The 17025-nt window shown below is 42.1% G+C and carries 12 protein-coding genes, 1 other RNA gene and 1 other annotated feature; of the genes, 2 read left to right on the top strand and 11 right to left on the bottom strand.

What is annotated here, in order from left to right; all coding sequences use genetic code 11:
• Window positions 1-52 precede the first annotated feature (52 nt).
• Window positions 53-1318, top strand: a complete 1266-nt coding sequence (locus tag E2R53_RS01000) for a replication-associated recombination protein A (protein WP_133310011.1) — start codon at window positions 53-55, stop codon at window positions 1316-1318.
• Between the two features lie 211 nt (window positions 1319-1529).
• Here the strand turns inward: E2R53_RS01000 and E2R53_RS00995 are convergent, their stop codons facing one another.
• The 5 genes from E2R53_RS00995 to E2R53_RS23005 all read right to left on the bottom strand — a co-directional run bounded on the left by E2R53_RS00995 (window position 1530) and on the right by E2R53_RS23005 (window position 6384).
• The gene (locus E2R53_RS00995; protein WP_070879777.1) at window positions 1530-2291 is read right to left on the bottom strand and encodes a tRNA threonylcarbamoyladenosine dehydratase; all 762 of its coding nucleotides are present in this window, start codon (window positions 2289-2291) and stop codon (window positions 1530-1532) included.
• A 240-nt stretch (window positions 2292-2531) separates the two neighbouring features.
• Window positions 2532-2720, bottom strand: a non-coding RNA gene (gene ssrS, locus E2R53_RS00990) — 6S RNA.
• Window positions 2721-2782: 62 nt separating this feature from the next.
• Window positions 2783-4561, bottom strand: coding sequence for an aspartate--tRNA ligase (gene aspS / locus E2R53_RS00985; RefSeq protein WP_133310010.1), 1779 nt, complete (start codon window positions 4559-4561; stop codon window positions 2783-2785).
• A gap of 20 nt (window positions 4562-4581) precedes the next feature.
• Window positions 4582-5844 (bottom strand): histidine--tRNA ligase, encoded by a 1263-nt coding sequence (gene hisS / locus E2R53_RS00980; protein ID WP_133310009.1) that lies wholly within the window; start codon window positions 5842-5844, stop codon window positions 4582-4584.
• 71 nt (window positions 5845-5915) lie between these two features.
• Window positions 5916-6150 (bottom strand) — a binding site (T-box leader).
• 57 nt (window positions 6151-6207) lie between these two features.
• Window positions 6208-6384: a hypothetical protein gene (locus E2R53_RS23005; protein WP_165970847.1), complete on the bottom strand. Its 177-nt coding sequence runs from the start codon at window positions 6382-6384 to the stop codon at window positions 6208-6210.
• A 135-nt stretch (window positions 6385-6519) separates the two neighbouring features.
• On the opposite strand from E2R53_RS23005, the gene E2R53_RS00975 reads away from it, so the two are divergent.
• Window positions 6520-8268 (top strand): SH3 domain-containing protein, encoded by a 1749-nt coding sequence (locus tag E2R53_RS00975; protein WP_165970846.1) that lies wholly within the window; start codon window positions 6520-6522, stop codon window positions 8266-8268.
• Between the two features lie 129 nt (window positions 8269-8397).
• On the opposite strand, the gene dtd is transcribed toward E2R53_RS00975, so the two are convergent.
• The 6 genes from dtd to secDF form a co-directional block, all read right to left on the bottom strand.
• On the bottom strand, window positions 8398-8844 hold the full coding sequence (dtd, locus tag E2R53_RS00970; protein WP_133310007.1) for a D-aminoacyl-tRNA deacylase: 447 nt from the start codon (window positions 8842-8844) through the stop codon (window positions 8398-8400).
• 16 nt (window positions 8845-8860) lie between these two features.
• Window positions 8861-11053, bottom strand: coding sequence for a RelA/SpoT family protein (locus tag E2R53_RS00965; protein ID WP_133310006.1), 2193 nt, complete (start codon window positions 11051-11053; stop codon window positions 8861-8863).
• Window positions 11054-11209: 156 nt separating this feature from the next.
• Window positions 11210-11722 (bottom strand): adenine phosphoribosyltransferase, encoded by a 513-nt coding sequence (locus tag E2R53_RS00960; RefSeq protein WP_070879771.1) that lies wholly within the window; start codon window positions 11720-11722, stop codon window positions 11210-11212.
• A 16-nt stretch (window positions 11723-11738) separates the two neighbouring features.
• Complete coding sequence (gene recJ, locus E2R53_RS00955) at window positions 11739-14087, bottom strand: single-stranded-DNA-specific exonuclease RecJ (RefSeq protein WP_133310005.1); 2349 nt, start codon at window positions 14085-14087, stop codon at window positions 11739-11741.
• Window positions 14088-14147: 60 nt separating this feature from the next.
• Window positions 14148-14492, bottom strand: a complete 345-nt coding sequence (locus tag E2R53_RS00950; RefSeq protein ID WP_133310004.1) for a LapA family protein — start codon at window positions 14490-14492, stop codon at window positions 14148-14150.
• A gap of 267 nt (window positions 14493-14759) precedes the next feature.
• The gene (gene secDF, locus E2R53_RS00945; RefSeq protein WP_133311101.1) at window positions 14760-17006 is read right to left on the bottom strand and encodes a protein translocase subunit SecDF; all 2247 of its coding nucleotides are present in this window, start codon (window positions 17004-17006) and stop codon (window positions 14760-14762) included.
• Window positions 17007-17025: the final 19 nt, after the last annotated feature.

Raw genomic sequence — 17025 nt, 5'->3', positions numbered from 1 at the left:
TCATGATAAGCTTAGTAAAATAAGATCAGTGCTTCGTCTTGGGAGTGATAACATGAAACCTCTGGCATTTCGAATGAGACCAGAAAACATTGATGAAATCATCGGGCAGGAACATTTAGTCGGCAAAGGAAAAATGATTGAGCGGATGGTAAAAGCAAAACACTTGAGCTCGATGATTTTGTACGGACCTCCCGGAATAGGAAAGACATCCATAGCAACAGCGATTGCAGGAAGCACAAACACCGCTTTCCGTAATCTGAATGCAGTTGTGAATAATAAGAAAGATATGGAAATCGTCGCAGAAGAAGCGAAAATGTCCGGAAAGGTCATTTTAATTCTTGATGAGGTCCACCGTCTGGATAAAGCAAAACAGGATTTTCTCCTTCCTTATTTAGAGGATGGAAAAATCATTTTAATTGGAGCAACGACAAGCAATCCCTATCATGCCATCAATCCTGCCATAAGAAGCAGATGCCAGATTTTCGAATTAAAGCCTTTAGAAGCTGCTGATATAAAAACAGCTCTAGAACGGGCTTTAAAGGATGAAAAGAAAGGACTTGGCAGCTATCGTGCCATTATTTCCGAGGAAGCCCTCATGCACTTTGCGTCAAGCTGTGCAGGTGACGTGCGATCTGCTCTCAATGCTCTGGAACTTGCTGTCATCTCCTCAGATCCAGATGAAAATGGCGAAATTCACGTCACACTCGAAACAGCAGAAGAGTGTCTTCAAAAAAAGAGCTTTGTCCATGATAAAGATGGAGATGCCCACTACGACGTCCTTTCCGCATTTCAAAAATCGATCCGCGGATCCGACGTAAATGCAGCTCTGCATTATCTCGGCAGACTGATAGAAGCTGGAGATCTGATCAGCATTAACCGCAGGCTGCTGGTCATTGCATATGAAGATATTGGTCTTGCAAGCCCTCAAGCTGGTGCCAGGACATTAGCAGCCATTGAAGCAACAGAAAGACTTGGACTGCCTGAAGCTCGAATCCCGCTTGCAAATGCAGTCATAGAGCTTTGTCTCTCCCCAAAATCCAACAGCGCATACAGTGCACTGGATGCTGCCATTGCAGATATCCGCGCCGGTAAAAGCGGTGAAATCCCTGCTCATCTGAAGGATGCACATTACAAGGGAGCAGAAAAACTTGGCAGAGGCATTGACTATCAATATCCCCATGACTTCGAAAATGGCTGGGTAAAGCAGCAGTATCTGCCGAATTCACTAAAAAAGAAAAAGTATTATGCCCCTAAACAAACAGGGAAATTCGAACTTTCCCTTTCACAGATCTATGAAAAGCTGATGAAACAGCAATAAAGAAAAGCGGAATCACCCGGTTAGCTCCGACAGACAGATAAGGATCCGGCTGAAAAGGCGCTTTTTGCCTTTACATACAGAGCCGTTCTGGCCGAGGAGCTAGACAAGACGAAAAGTGGAATCACCCGGTTAGCGGGCACACAGAAAAGAATCCAAAAGAAGACAATAAGAAAAGCGGCATGATTTCAAATCATGCCGCTTTTCTTATCATTTAGTCGTTTACACGTGCAATTTTAATATCTTTTAAAAGCTCCATGATAACATGTCCGCCCATGATCAAACCTGCTACAGACGGAACCCACGCATTAGAAGATGGCGGCATTTTCGCTTTGCGGATCGGCGCTGCGTCATTTCCTACCTTCAGACGTACATCTTCTCGAATGACAATCGGGCTTTCATCAGAGAAAACGACCTGAATGCCTTTTCGGATTCCTTCTTTGCGAAGACGGGTTCTGACCACTTTGGCAATGGGATCTGTATGGGTCTTGGAAATATCGGCAATTTGAAATCTTGTCGGATCCGTTTTATTTGCCGCGCCCATGCTTGAAATAATCGGAATGCCTCTATTTAAACATTCTTTCATTAAGTGAATTTTATATGAAATCGTATCAGAAGCATCAATGACATAATCAAGGCCATAACTGAAAAATTCTTCATATGTTTCTTCTGTGTAAAACATCTTCAGTGCAATAACATCGCACTCTGGATTAATTTCTTTAATGCGGTCTCTCATCAAATCAGCTTTTGGCTGACCGACAGTTGAGACGAGCGCATGAATTTGGCGGTTTACATTAGTAATATCTACATCATCTTTATCTACAAGCAAAATTCGTCCTACTCCGGAACGTGCAAGCGCTTCTGCTGAGAAAGACCCTACACCGCCAATTCCAAGGACTGCAACTGTGCTGTTTTTTAAAATTTCAATTCCTTCTTTGCCTATCGCAAGTTCATTGCGGGAAAATTGATTCAGCAAAACTCTCAACTCCATTTATTTAATCCATGACTGTATTTTTCCTGAAAATGAATATATCATACTTTCTGTGAAAAACAAGAGCTAATTCTAAACATTTACTACGCTTGCTTACCATGAATCCATGATTTTCGGACTATCAGGTACTCAAAAAAAGTGCACTGCAGTTCAAACATCCACTTTCACACAAAATAAAAACCTGCATAAGCAGAAAGCTTATGCAGGCTAAATTCTCGTTCGTTAAGAAGTCCCAATTGTGCCGTCGCTGCTATCTTGGTTTTGAACCCGCTCACAGCAGGTGGGTGTCCTGTTTCATGTATGATAAGTCCTCTGATCGAATGATGAGGCATTTACATAACGCTGAAAACGTGAACTCCCGGATCAAGTAATGTTGGATCAAAACTAAGTGTACGACGTACACATCAGGACTTCTTTTTATCTTGTAAAAAGATTACCACAACAAGGTGCGGTTTTCAAGTAAATCGTTCTGGGCATTATTCACTCTTTTTCAGTTTTAATGCAAGGTTAAGATCTGTTAATTGCTCTGTGCTTACTTCACTTGGAGCATGTGTCAGAAGATCGCTTGCACTTGCCGTTTTAGGGAATGCAATCGTATCGCGCAAGTTCGTTCTGCCGGCTAAAAGCATAACCAAACGGTCAAGTCCAAGGGCAATTCCGCCATGAGGAGGGGTGCCATATTCGAACGCTTCTAAAAGGAAGCCAAATTGTTCAACTGCTTCTTCTTCAGAGAAACCAAGCAGTTTAAACATTTTTTGCTGAATGTCTTTTTCGAAAATACGGATTGATCCCCCGCCAAGTTCGTATCCATTTAAAACAAGGTCATAGGCCTGAGCTTTCATGCCTGCCGGATTCGTCTCAAACAGCTCAAGATCTTCGCGTGCCGGCATTGTGAATGGATGATGCGCAGCAAAGTAACGTCCCGCTTCTTCGTCATATTCAACTAGAGGCCAGTCAACTACCCAAAGAAAATTGAATTTGCTTTCGTCGATTAATCCCAGCTCTTTTCCCAGTTTCAGACGCAAAGCACCAAGTGCATCTGCAACGACTTGCTTTTTGTCGGCAACAAACAGCAATAAGTCTCCTGCCTCTGCTTCAGTCACTGTTTTCAAGCTTTCCTGTTCTTCAGCAGGGAAGAATTTAGAGATAGGGCCTTTCAGCTCCTGCTCTTCCACTTTGAGCCATGCAAGGCCCTTTGCACCATATTGTGAAACGAACTCTGTTAAGGCATCAATATCTTTTCTTGAATAAGAAACAGCCGCTCCTTTAACGTTAATCACTTTTACTTCTCCGCCATTTTGCACAGCACCGCTGAACACTTTAAAGCCGCTGTCTTTCACAAGTTCAGAAACATTGACGAGCTCTAGTCCGAATCGTGTATCAGGCTTATCAGATCCATAGCGGCCCATTGCTTCGTCAAACGTCATACGCGGGAGAGGAAGGGTTAAGTCCACGCCTTTTGTTTCTTTCATGATGCGAGTCATCATCTCTTCCATCAAGGACATGATTTCATCCTGGCTCATAAATGACATTTCAATATCCACTTGGGTAAACTCCGGCTGACGGTCAGCACGAAGATCTTCATCTCTAAAACAGCGTGCAATCTGGTAGTAACGGTCAAATCCAGAAACCATCAGGAGCTGTTTGAAAATTTGCGGTGATTGAGGAAGAGCATAGAATTCGCCTTCATGCACACGGCTCGGCACTAAATAATCACGTGCTCCCTCCGGAGTGCTTTTCGTTAAAATCGGCGTTTCTACATCTAAAAATCCTTTTTCATCCAGGAAATTCCGGATGGATTTTGAAACGTTGTGGCGCATTTTGAATGTATCAAGCAAAGCAGGTCTTCTTAAGTCCAGGTAACGGTACTTTAAGCGGACATCTTCTGATACTTCTTCAGACTTATCTTCAATCAAGAAAGGCGGATTTTTTGCAGCATTGATGATTGAGACATGTTCAACCTTCACTTCAATTTTTCCGGTTGAAAGATTAGGGTTTACTGTTCCCTCTGTACGTCCGACTACTGTGCCTTCAATATCCAATACATATTCACTGCGGATTTTTTCTGCGATTTTCAGGGCATCTTCAGAAACTTGAGGATTGATCACGATTTGAACAATTCCAGTTCTGTCTCTGAGATCGATGAAAATGAGCCCGCCAAGGTCACGGCGTTTTTGCACCCACCCTTTTAATACTACTTTTTCTCCGATTGCTGCTTCTGTTACTTCACCGCAATAATATGTTCGTCCAAACATGTTTGTCTCTCTCCTTTTGGCTATGCTTTTATATAGGCTGTAAGCTCATCAATTAATACTTCTACCTGTGTGCCTGTTTCCATGTTTTTTACGGAAATGATGTTCCGTTCAAGCTCATCTTCGCCTAATACAGCAACAAATTTTGCTTTATAGCGATCAGCTGCTTTAAATTGAGCTTTCATTTTTTTATCCTCGTAATCTTTTTCTGCAGTTAATCCCGCTTTTCTGAGTTCATAAACGAGAGATACAGAACGGTCTTTCGCTTTATCCCCAAGAGCTACGACAAAACAATCAATCGACTGTTCGATTGGAAGCTCTACGTTTTCTGCATCAAGAGCAGCAAGAAATCTTTCAATACTGAGTGCAAATCCGATACCCGGTGTTTCTGGGCCTCCGAAATCTTTCACAAGACCGTTATATCTGCCGCCGCCGCAAAGAGTTGTAATCGCACCGAATCCTTCTGCGTCGCTCATAATCTCAAATGCCGTGTGGTTGTAGTAATCCAGTCCGCGCACCAAATTTGGGTCAACTGTAAACTCAATATTTAAATCCGTTAAATATTGCTGAACTTTATTGAAATAAGCTCTTGATTCTTCATTTAAGTAATCCATAATTGAAGGGGACGTTGCCATAAGCTCATGATTACGGTCTACTTTGCAATCAAGAATCCGAAGCGGATTTTGCTGCAGTCGTTTCTGGCAATCCGAGCAAAACTCGCCGATTCTTGGTTCAAAATGAGCAATTAAAGCTTCCCGGTGAGCTTTTCTGCTGTCAGCATCTCCAAGACTGTTGATAATCAGCTTCAGCTTCTTTAATCCAACAGTGCGGTAAAGCTCCATTGCAAGAGATATGACTTCTGCATCCATTGCAGGGCTGTTGCTTCCAAGCGCCTCAACCCCAAACTGAACGAATTGACGGAAGCGTCCTGTCTGCGGGCGTTCATAGCGGAACATTGGTCCTATATAGTAAAGTTTTGTCGGCTGAGACGGCTGTGCGTATAATTTCTTTTCAACAAATGCACGGACAGTTGAAGCCGTTCCTTCCGGGCGAAGGGTCATGCTTCTTCCTTTGCGGTCCTGGAATGTATACATTTCCTTTTGGACAATATCCGTTGATTCACCTACTCCTCTTTGAAAAATCTCAGTGTGTTCAAAGATTGGCGTCCGGATTTCTTTATATTGATAGTATCTGCAAATTTCACGCGCTGTGTTTTCGATATATTGCCAGCGTTCAACATCTCCAGGAAGGATATCCTGAGTGCCTCTCGGAATTTGAAATGACATGTTTTACTCCTCCAATTTTCATAAACCTTCAAAAATTTTGAAAACAAAAAACTCCCGCCCCTACATAAAAATGTAGGGACGAGAGTTAGATCCCGTGGTGCCACCCTAGTTGAAGCAATAAATGCTCCCACTCAAGACAGTTAACGCCTGTCACGTCCGCCTCCTATTAAATGCAAGCAGCATCGTTCAGAGGGAAACCTAAGGAGTGTTCTCTTCATCAAGTCATCATGCGAAAAGCTTTCAGCCACGGCTTTTCCTCTCTTGTCATGTGTCCTCTTGACTACTCTTCTCCATCAATGGTTCAAAATTATGTAGTTCTTGCTAAGATTTATATACTATCATACGAATGTTTCAGGCTTTGTGTCAAGAGCGATTTAATTGTTTTTTTAATTTCTTCACTTCTCTCAAACTTAAACCATATTCGCTTGCAAGCTCATACAAATTAGAATTCTGTTCTTTTTCAGCAAATTCATGAAAATTAACTCCAAATACATCATTATTGTTATAATGAGTTGTCTCGCCTTTATCACTGTGCCTCATGATCATTGCTCCTTTTTAACTGTCTATCCCATAGCATTGCCTTTTTCCCGAAAAAATATATCAAATGTCACAAGGGATAGCCGATATTAAAAGCGAATGTACTATAAGTTATCTATGAAAAAGGAGGATCGGTCATTGTTTCGAAAACTACTCATTTCCATTATTTGCACCCTGCTTATCATGTGTCAGCTTCAAATGATGCCCAAATCTGCATCAGCTGAAACGAAAAAAGCGGTCATTGCAGTTGATGGATTAAACATCAGAAGCGGTCCTGGACTAAGCTATTCTGTCATCGCCAGTGTGAAAAAAGGAGCTGTGTACTCCATCACAGACCAGAAAAAAGATTGGTATCAAATTCAATTATCAGGCAATAACAAGGGCTGGGTAGCCTCATGGCTGGTAACTCTTCAACAATCGGCCCAAGCACCAAAAGCAAGCTCAGGCAGTTCATCTAATACGGTCAAATCAAATGCCGAAGACTTGAGAATACGCAGCGGCCCCGGCACAAGTTTTCAGGTAACAGGCACATTTGACAAAGGGCAAACGGCAGCTTTTGTTCAGCAAAATTCAAATTGGGTCGAGATCTCTTATAAAGGGAAAAGAGGCTGGGTTTCCAGTCAGTTTGTTTCCTTACAAAAAAAGGAACAAGCTAAAGCGCCTGATCCATCAGGTTCCAGGAGCGGAAAAGTCATTGCGACATCATTGAACGTGCGCAACAAGCCTTCAACATCAGCCTCCACTATCGGCAGCCTGAAAAAAAATGCTTCTGTTGCCATTACTAAGACACAGGATAAATGGCACGAAATTCAATTTAATGGTCAAAAAGGCTGGGTACATAGTGATTTTATTTCTGCAAATTCCGTGCAGGCGCCTGTAAGCGGCGGCAAAAAAGGAAAAGTCACAGCAAGCTCCCTGAATGTCCGCAGCAGCGGCAGCTTAAATGGCTCTGTAGTTGGTTCCATTTCAAAAAATGCAGAGGTCACCATTCTAGAAACTAAAAACAGCTGGCATCATATTAAATACTCAGGTAATAAAAAAGGCTGGGTTTCGAGTTCCTATATTTCGGTTGCAAGCGGACAGGGAAATACAGGTAAAGGAAACACAACAAGCCAATCTAAAGTCAGCATTTTGCAGGATGGGACAAATATTCGAAAAGGCCCATCTACAAATCAAAGCATTCTGAGACGCGCTAATGCAGGAGAACAATTTTCTGTTATCAGCAAAGAAGGCGATTGGTTTAAGATCCAGCTCTCCGGCAATACTGCAGGTTATGTAGCAGGATGGGTAGTATCACAATCAGGTGAAGGCAGTTCTGTCTCAAGACCTGGCGGAGATGTTACCTCTTACTTGAAAAATAAAACCATTGTTCTTGATCCTGGACATGGCGGACGTGACGGAGGAGCGATCGGCACTAGAGGCTCACTTGAGAAGAATCTCACGATGTCCACTGCCAAGCTCGTTTACGATAAGCTGAAAGCTTCAGGGGCGGACGTGCACTTAACGCGCAGCAGTGACAGCTACATTAGCTTAAGCTCACGTGTCAGCACGGCTCATTACAGAAATGCAGACGCTTTTATAAGTCTCCATTTTGACAGCATCAATAATAGAAGCGTTAATGGAATGACGTCTTATTACTACAGTGAGTCTAAAGATAAGCCACTGGCTTCACCTGTTCATTCTGAATTAATGAAACAGACGAAGTTAAAAGACCGCGGAACAAAATTTGGGGATTATCATGTTATCCGTGAAAATAACCAGCCTGCCGTTCTCCTCGAGCTTGGTTATGTCAGCAACAGCACCGAGGAGCTGACTGTACGCTCAAACGCCTATCAGGAAAGAGTGGCACAAGGGATTTATTACGGACTGGCACAGTATTTTAAATAAGAACGAAAAAACACTCATGCTCTGGCTTGAGTGTTTTTTTGAGGGTGCCAATATTAAACTAATATCGTTCTTTATTTTTCCATTTTAAAAAAAGAAAAGCCGCCGGGCACTAAGTGCCCGGCGGTTTTCTTAATTCGCCTGTGATTCTAAAATCAATGTAACAGGCCCGGTATTTGTAAATGAAACATCCATCATGGCGCCAAACTCCCCAGTTTGAACGGTAATGCCTTTTTCACGAAGCTTAGAATTGAAGTAATCATATAAAGGCTCTGCCTGATCGGGCTTCGCAGCTGCCATGAAATTTGGCCTTCTTCCTTTTCTGCAATCACCGTATAGAGTGAACTGAGAAATGGATAAGACTTGTCCCCCCACATCAATCAGGGAAAGATTCATTTTTTGCTCCTCGTCTTCAAAAACTCTCAGATTGGCAATTTTATCTGCAAGGTAGTCAGCATCCTGTTCGGAGTCCTCATGTGTGACTCCTACTAAAAGCATAAATCCTTCAGAAATTTTGCCGACTGTTTCGTTATTTACTTTTACTTCTGCATCTTTTGCGCGCTGGACAACAATCTTCAAGACAGAAAAACCCTTTCTAATTCATGATTCTTCTTACAGAATAAATATCAGAAATCTGCTTAATTCTCTCCACTACTTTGTGAAGATGGCTTATGTTGGAAATGGCAATCGCCATGTTGATTGTAGCTACTTTGTTGCGGTCAGATTTGCCTGCAACAGATGAAATGTTAGTCTTTGTTTCGTTTACAGCCTGAAGGACCTCATTTAAAAGTCCTCTTCGGTCATAGCCGAGTATTTCGATTTCAACGTTATACTCTTTGCGGCCATCAAGCTGTGTTTCCCATTCAACCGGGATCAGACGGGCCTGTGCTTCTTCTGTATGCACATTTGGACAGTCGTCACGGTGAACAGATACTCCTCGTCCTTTAGTAATAAACCCGACGATTTCATCACCTGGTACAGGATTGCAGCATTTTGATAAACGGATCAGCAGGTTGTCGATTCCTTTTACGCGGACCCCGCTGTCACGCTTTTTAGTTGAATATGGACGCACTTCAGAAATGACTTCTGAAATATCTTTCTCTTGTTCCATATCGCGTTTTTTGCGCCATTTTTCAGTCAGGCGATTCGCAACCTGTGCCGCCGTGATGCCGTTATAGCCTACAGCTGCATACATATCCTCATCATTTGAGAAATTGAATTTTTCAGCTACACGCTTTAAATTATCACTCGTTAAGACTTCTTTTAATTCAAATTCGAGATTTTTAATTTCCTTCTCGACCATCTCTTTGCCCTTGTCTACATTTTCCTCGCGGCGCTGCTTTTTAAAGAACTGGCGGATTTTATTTTTCGCCTGAGACGTTTGGGCTAGCTTTAGCCAATCCTGGCTAGGGCCGTAAGAATGTTTCGATGTCATGATTTCGATGATATCGCCGGTTTTTAATTTATAATCCAGAGTAACGATTTTGCCGTTTACTTTTGCACCGATTGTCTTGTTGCCGATCTCAGAATGGATGCGGTAGGCAAAGTCAATCGGAACAGAGCCTGAAGGCATTTCAATCACATCGCCTTTAGGCGTGAAAATAAACACCATATCCGAAAACAAATCGATTTTTAATGACTCCATAAATTCTTCCGCATTCGTAGTATCATTTTGGAACTCCAGAATTTCGCGGAACCATGTTAATTTTTGTTCAAGAGTTGACTGCTCTTCTGTCTCTTTTCCTTCTTTATACGCCCAGTGCGCAGCGATCCCGTATTCTGCAATCGTGTGCATATCCTTCGTGCGGATCTGAACTTCAAGAGGATCCCCTTTAGGACCAATCACTGTAGTATGAAGGGATTGGTACATGTTGGGCTTCGGCATGGCAATATAATCTTTGAATCGGCCTGGCATCGGTTTCCAGCACGTGTGGATAATGCCCAGGACCGCATAACAATCCTTAATGCTGTTTACAACAATCCGAACAGCAAGTAAGTCGTAGATTTCATTGAATTGCTTATTTTGAAGGGCCATCTTTCGGTAAATGCTGTATATATGCTTTGGACGGCCTGAAAAATCAGCTTTAATATTTACTTCATGTACCCGATTTTTCACTTCGCCAATGACTTCTTCTAAATAAAGCTCGCGTTCAGCACGCTTTTTCTTCATCAAATTCACGATGCGGTAATACTGCTGCGGATTCAAATAGCGCAGAGCCGTGTCCTCAAGCTCCCACTTTATCTTTGAAATCCCCAGACGGTGTGCAAGCGGCGCGAAAATTTCAAGCGTTTCATTAGAGATTCTCCGCTGCTTTTCTTGCGGCAAATGCTTAAGTGTGCGCATATTGTGAAGACGGTCAGCAAGTTTAATTAAGATCACACGAATGTCCTGTGCCATTGCGACAAACATTTTACGATGATTTTCAGCCTGTTGTTCTTCGTGAGATTTATATTTAATTTTCCCGAGCTTTGTAACCCCGTCCACTAGCATGGCGACTTCATCATTAAATGTTTGTTTCAAGTCATCAAGTGTGACGTCCGTATCTTCTACGACGTCATGTAAAAATCCACCCGCGATTGTCGACGGATCCATGTCCAAATCAACTAAAATCCCTGCGACCTGTATAGGATGAATTATATATGGTTCACCCGATTTACGGTATTGTTCACGATGCGCTTCTTCCGCAAAATCATAGGCTTTCTGAATGAAAAGCAAGTCTTCATCCGTTAAATATCGTTTTGCCTTCTCTATGACCTGCTCAGCAGTCAGTACTTGTTCATTAGCCATGGAATCACCTTTACAATGAAAACTTTATTGTACCTATTATCATGAAAAACACAGAAGAAGTAAAGAGAAATACTGACTTTTCTGTGCCCAATTAATGGCTGGTACCTGCCTTAATATAGAAAAAGCACCCATTCCCGAGTGCTTTTCCCTATGTGATTAAAATTTCATCAGTGTCAAAATATCGTAATCATCCAATTTGCTGCGTCCGTCAAGGTAGCTTAATTCAATTAAGAAAGCAATGCCGGCAACGACTCCGCCAAGCTCTTCCACCAATTTAATCGTTGCTTCGATTGTTCCTCCTGTAGCAAGCAAATCATCTGTGATCAGCACGCGCTGACCTGGTTTGATGGCATCTTTATGCATAGTAAGCACATCTTTGCCATACTCAAGACCATACTCTACGCGAACAACTTCGCGGGGAAGCTTGCCTTCTTTGCGGACAGGCGCAAAGCCTACTCCAAGTGAATAAGCTACAGGACAGCCGATAATAAATCCGCGTGCTTCCGGTCCTACAATTATATCAATGTTTTGCTTGCGCGCATATTCAACAATTTGATCTGTTGCATAGCGGTATGCATCCCCATTGTCCATTAGCGTAGTAATATCTTTAAACTGAATGCCCGGCTTCGGATAATCCGGAACCACTGTTACATATTTCTTTAAATCCATATTAAGTTTGTCCTCCTCATGCATTGACAAGCGTTGACGATAGTTTCATTCTTTCATCAAACCATGTTTTCAAATCCTGGTATGACGAATATAGCAGCGTATTTTCAAGCTCTAATTGCTGAAGCTTGGAAGCATACGCAGTAGATTCGGCTAGATCTCTTTTTGGCGGATGATGATTGACAGAAATAATGCCATTCTCTATTGTAGCAAATTCCAGGTCAAAAAACACCTGTGACATGAAATCTATTGTTTCATTTGACCAGCCTTTATGTCTGGCAAGCGCTTCTGCGTGTTTTTTTAAGTCAAATGTCCCTTTTTGTTTCAAAAATCCATAATACCATTTAAAATGTTCCCTTGTTGGGATTGTGGCAAAAAAATGTTCCGTATGCTGATGGAAAATAGCATAAATCCGGTCAGGACGCGCCTGTTCAAAAAGAGCATTCAGATGGTCTATTGAAGATGGCGTATCAATGAACGTGACATATTTATCCTTTAAATCCAAACCTTCTGCCCCTTGGCCGTTTTCCAAAAATAGAAGATTAAGGTTCAGCCCTTCAAGCAAAGTGAGTGTTTCCTTTTGGAAAACAATATGGACATTTTTTTTGTCATTCATTTTTTCAACAGCTTTCTGAAGATTGCGGGTTCCTCTAGCATCAAACAGCTGCCATTCATTTACAGCCAGATCCTGGATCATGAATTGCGGTTTCCGGAAGTTATTCCATTCATTAATAGATAATTCTCCAACCATTGATAGTTTTGCAAGAGGTGCCATATGATCGTGCAGATGCCCGAATCCAAATCCGATACAATCGAGCTGCTGATGATTTTGTTCAACAGCAAGCTTCAAATGTGTTTGATCTGAACCTATTTTCCTCATTGATCCCAGCCCAACGGAGTCAAGGAGGAAGAGAGGCTTGGGATTGCTCATTCCAAATGGAGCAAGCAGTCCGATTTCTTCGATGGAGTCTGTAGTAATTTCCGTTAAAGCACATTCCGCATCAATTTTTTTAAGGGGAATGAAGTCTTCTTCAGTCAGCTTCTCAGTTGCAAGAGCATTCAAACGCTGTCTCAATTGATCAACATCTTCTATGTTAAGAGTCATACCAGCAGCCATTGGATGTCCTCCGAAATGCGGCAGGATCTCCCGGCACGTTGACAAATTAGCAAATAAATCAAAACCGGCTATGCTTCTTGCAGATCCTTTAGCAATTCCCTTTTCGTGATCAATACTCAAGATAATTGTAGGCCGATAATATTTCTCTACCATTCTCGAAGCTACTATCCCGACAACCCCGGGGTTCCAATCTTCTTTTGCAAGAACAAGCACCGGATTTTCCTCAATCGGATACATGGATTCTACCTGCTGGGTCGCTTCTTCGGTAATTTGCGAGACGATTTTCTGTCTTTCTTTATTGAGCAGGTCAATGTCTTTTGCAAGACTTTGAGCCTCATCAGCGTCTTCTGTCATAAGGAGATGAACGGCCGGATCAGCAGACGCAAGCCTCCCTACGGCATTTATCCGCGGCCCGATCGCAAAACCGATCGTCTCTTCATTTACATCTTTTCCTTCAGCTCCTGCTACTTTAAGCAGCGCTTTTAACCCTTTTCGTTCTGTTCGTTTTAATTGCTGAATTCCAAGGCGTGCAATCAGACGATTTTCCCCGTGAAGCGGAACAAGATCGGCGATGGTTCCTATTGCAGCAACTTCAAGCAGATGCTCCGGAGCCTTCCCAAGCAGTGCATGGGCAAGCTTAAAAGCTACACCAACACCGGCTAGCTCTTTAAAAGGATATTGGCAGTCAGGCTGCTTTGGATGAATGATCGCGTACGCATCAGGAAGAACCGGTCCCGGTTCATGATGATCGGTTATGATCAGATCAACGCCAAGCTCTTTAGCAAGAGCCGCTTCATTCACGGCCGAGATCCCTGTATCTACAGTAATGATTAAAGAAAAGCCCTCCTCATGAGCATGTCGGAAAGCCATCTCATTAGGACCGTAGCCTTCAGTAAATCGGTTAGGTATATAAAAATCAGCATTAGCTCCGAGTGAGTTTAGCGTTTCAAGCAGAACAGTCGTAGAACTCACTCCATCTGCATCATAATCTCCAAAAATCAAAATCTTTTCTTGTTCTGCAATCGCATCGTTTATACGCTTAACAGCTTTGTCCATTCCAAGAAGCATGAATGGATCAAAAAAACCATGCTTTTCAATATTCAGGAATTGGTCGGCCTGTTCAGCAGTCTCAATTCCGCGATTTAGCAGCAGAGAAGCAACCAGAGGCGTAACATTCATCGCATTTATCAATTCATCAGCTTTATCCGGATGGGGTTTGGAAATATCCCATCTAGTCTTCGCTTTCAGCAAAAAAATCACCCCTTAACCACACTATTATACTAGAGTTGGTAAGGGGTGACAAACTGGAAATTATAATTCCTCTGATGTTTGGCCTATTTGCTTGGCGCCATGAGCACTGCTGTTGGTTTCATGAACACGAGGATCTTTTTTCAGAGATTCGTTTTCATTCAATAATTCTGTCTTTTCTTTTTCAAGAACTTTCACATTGCGCTGTAGAGCGTAAATTCTTGTTAATCCTGCAGAAGCAATCATTAGGCCTCCAAGCAGAACGGAACCTAGAATAATTAGAATCAGAGGCCATTCGGCTTCGCCGAATAAATAGTCCACTTCAACCGGATCCACATTTATAACAGCAAAGATTGCAACAATAAGTGCAAATAGGATCGCAAATATAAAGCTCCATTGTCTCTTCATTTTCTTTCCCCCTTCGTAAAAATCTCTTTTCTTTTACCCTTTTTTTGAATTCACTAAAACAAATTAGGATAAAGGGATGTTCTACAGCATGTTCTTATCCTAACCAGTTACAGGAATAAGAAAAGCGCAAGCGCCCGTTGGCAGGCATGACAGATAAGGATCCGTTCTGGCCGAGGAGCTGGGCGATGGAGCTGGACATCGAAGCGTATAATTTTATACTTACTTTCTTACCTCTAATTAAAGAACCGCGATTTCTCGCGGTTCTAATTATACGACTGGTTCATCGTGATCCTGAACTTTTTTCATCTTGCTTTTCTTTTGAATTTCTTTCCATTTCCAGATCATCCAAAGCTGCGCTGCGATGAACAGAGATGAGTAAGCACCTGAAATTAATCCTATCAGCAAAGCAATGGAGAAGTTTCGAATGGACTCACTTCCGAAGATCATCAAGGCAATTACACAGAAAACGACTGTGAGTATAGTATTTATAGAGCGTGTAAATGTCTGCTGCAAGCTTCGGTTCACAATGCTTTTCAGATCATCATACGTTTTCACTTTTGTCTTTTTATATAGTTCTCGAATCCTGTCAAAGGTCACGATCGTGTCATTGATTGAATAACCGACTATTGTCAGCACCGCTGCAATAAACGTAACATCCACTTCCAGACGGGTAATACTGAAAACAGCGATAATGAAGAATGCATCATAGAGCAGAGCAAGCACTGCAGCTACCGCCATCTTATATTCAAATCGCAAAGAAACATAGATAATGATTCCAAGCGAAGCGATTAATACACCGTACATCGCGTTTCTTGCCAATTCTTTCCCGACAGTCGGAGAAACTGTACTGACGCTTGGATCTTTTCCATATTTTTCATTGAAATACTCTTTTACCTCAGCTATCTCATCTTTATCAAGTACTCCGATAAATCTGGCTACAGCGATTTGATTTTGGTTTCCGGATAATACGATATCCTTCGCCTCAAGATCAAGATTCGCAAGCTCTTTTTCTATTTCTTCAGCGGTTAAAGTCTTTTCCGCTCCAATCTCTATGCGGGTTCCGCTTGAAAAGTCAATGCCAAGATTCAATCTGAATACTAAAAGGACAACCACCCCGACAGCAAGCAATATACCTGATGCAACAAAGAATTTTTTCCGGTGCTTAACAAAGTCAACCTTATCAAACTTTGTTGGGGCATCAACATCTTCAGTGGATTTGCTTAAATCAATAATGTCATTCTTATTCACACCGAAATACCCTGGCTTTTTATCAAGCCACTTGCTTTCAACCAGTAACCCAAGCAAGATTCTGCTTAAGAAAACAGATGTTAAAAAGCTGACTAGGATACTTAGTACAAGACTGGTTGCAAATCCTTTTACAGCACTTGTTCCAAAGAAAAACAGCACACCGCCTGCAAGCATCGTTGTGATATTCGCATCGAAAATCGTAGCAAAGGAACGCCGGTTTCCAGCTCTGTACGCAGATCTGATGGACTTGCCAAGCTTGATTTCCTCTTTAATTCTTTCGTATGTAATGATATTGGCATCTACTGCCATACCGACTCCCAAGATCAGTGCTGCTATACCCGGAAGTGTTAAAACACCGTTCATCCAATCAAAAACTTGAAGAACAAGATAGAGATATGCGCTTAAAGTTACGATTGCAATGACGCCCGGTAATCGATAGAAATAGAGCATAAATAAGAAAATAAAGCCGATTCCTATAACTCCCGCAAGAACCGTTTTCTGCAGGGCTTCTTCACCAAACTGCGCTCCTACCGAAGTAGAATAGGTTTCATCGAGTTTAACAGGAAGTGAGCCGGCATTTAGAAGATTGGCAAGATCTTTTGCTTCTTCAACTGTAAACTGTCCTGTAATTGTTACATCGGTTGTATTAAAAACTTCCCCGACGTTTGGATTTGATAGAAATTTCGGAGATTCTTTTGCAACTTCTTCTTTATATGAGTCGCCTTCTTCATAATCAAGCCAAATAACAAGCTGATTTTCAGGCTGCATTGCCACGATTTGCTCTGTTACGTTTTTAAACTTTGCAGCATCCTTAAGTTTAACTGCCACAATAGGTTCTTGTGTATCTGGATCAAAGGTCTGTTTAGATGCACCTTCCACAAGATCCGAACCATTCATCATGACTTTATCATTTACATCCCGGAATGTGAGCTCTGCCTGAGTGGAGAGAATTTCCCTTGCCTGGCTTTGGTCCTTAACTCCTGCAAGCTGAACTCTGATTCTGTTTTCCCCTTCGATTTGGATGTTAGGTTCACTTACACCAAGCACATTTGCTCTCTTCTGCAGAGCATTCACAGTACTGACAAGGGCATTGCGGTCAATTTTATCGCCTTCGTTAGCGGGCTCAACATCATAAAGAATTTCAAATCCGCCCTGCAGATCTAGACCAAGCAAAATATTATCTGCGGCCTTGTTTCCAAATGTCCCAATCAAACTGCCTACGCAAAGGACGAGTAAGAAAAAAGCAATAATGCGTCCTTTTTTCATCATGTTGTTTCCTCCTTAA

This window comes from Peribacillus frigoritolerans (assembly GCF_004358755.1).
In the GTDB taxonomy this organism is placed as follows: Bacteria; Bacillota; Bacilli; order Bacillales; family Bacillaceae; genus Bacillus_P.
This window is presented reverse-complemented; position numbering and strand designations above follow the sequence as displayed.

Coding starts and splice junctions, on each gene's coding strand:
- E2R53_RS01000 (WP_133310011.1), top strand. CDS start 53: ATGAAACCTCTGGCATTTCGAATGAGACCAGAAAACATTGATGAAATC.
- aspS (WP_133310010.1), bottom strand. CDS start 4,561: ATGTTTGGACGAACATATTATTGCGGTGAAGTAACAGAAGCAGCAATC.
- hisS (WP_133310009.1), bottom strand. CDS start 5,844: ATGTCATTTCAAATTCCGAGAGGCACTCAGGATATCCTTCCTGGAGAT.
- E2R53_RS23005 (WP_165970847.1), bottom strand. CDS start 6,384: ATGAGGCACAGTGATAAAGGCGAGACAACTCATTATAACAATAATGAT.
- E2R53_RS00965 (WP_133310006.1), bottom strand. CDS start 11,053: ATGGCTAATGAACAAGTACTGACTGCTGAGCAGGTCATAGAGAAGGCA.
- E2R53_RS00960 (WP_070879771.1), bottom strand. CDS start 11,722: ATGGATTTAAAGAAATATGTAACAGTGGTTCCGGATTATCCGAAGCCG.
- E2R53_RS00950 (WP_133310004.1), bottom strand. CDS start 14,492: ATGAAGAGACAATGGAGCTTTATATTTGCGATCCTATTTGCACTTATT.
- secDF (WP_133311101.1), bottom strand. CDS start 17,006: ATGAAAAAAGGACGCATTATTGCTTTTTTCTTACTCGTCCTTTGCGTA.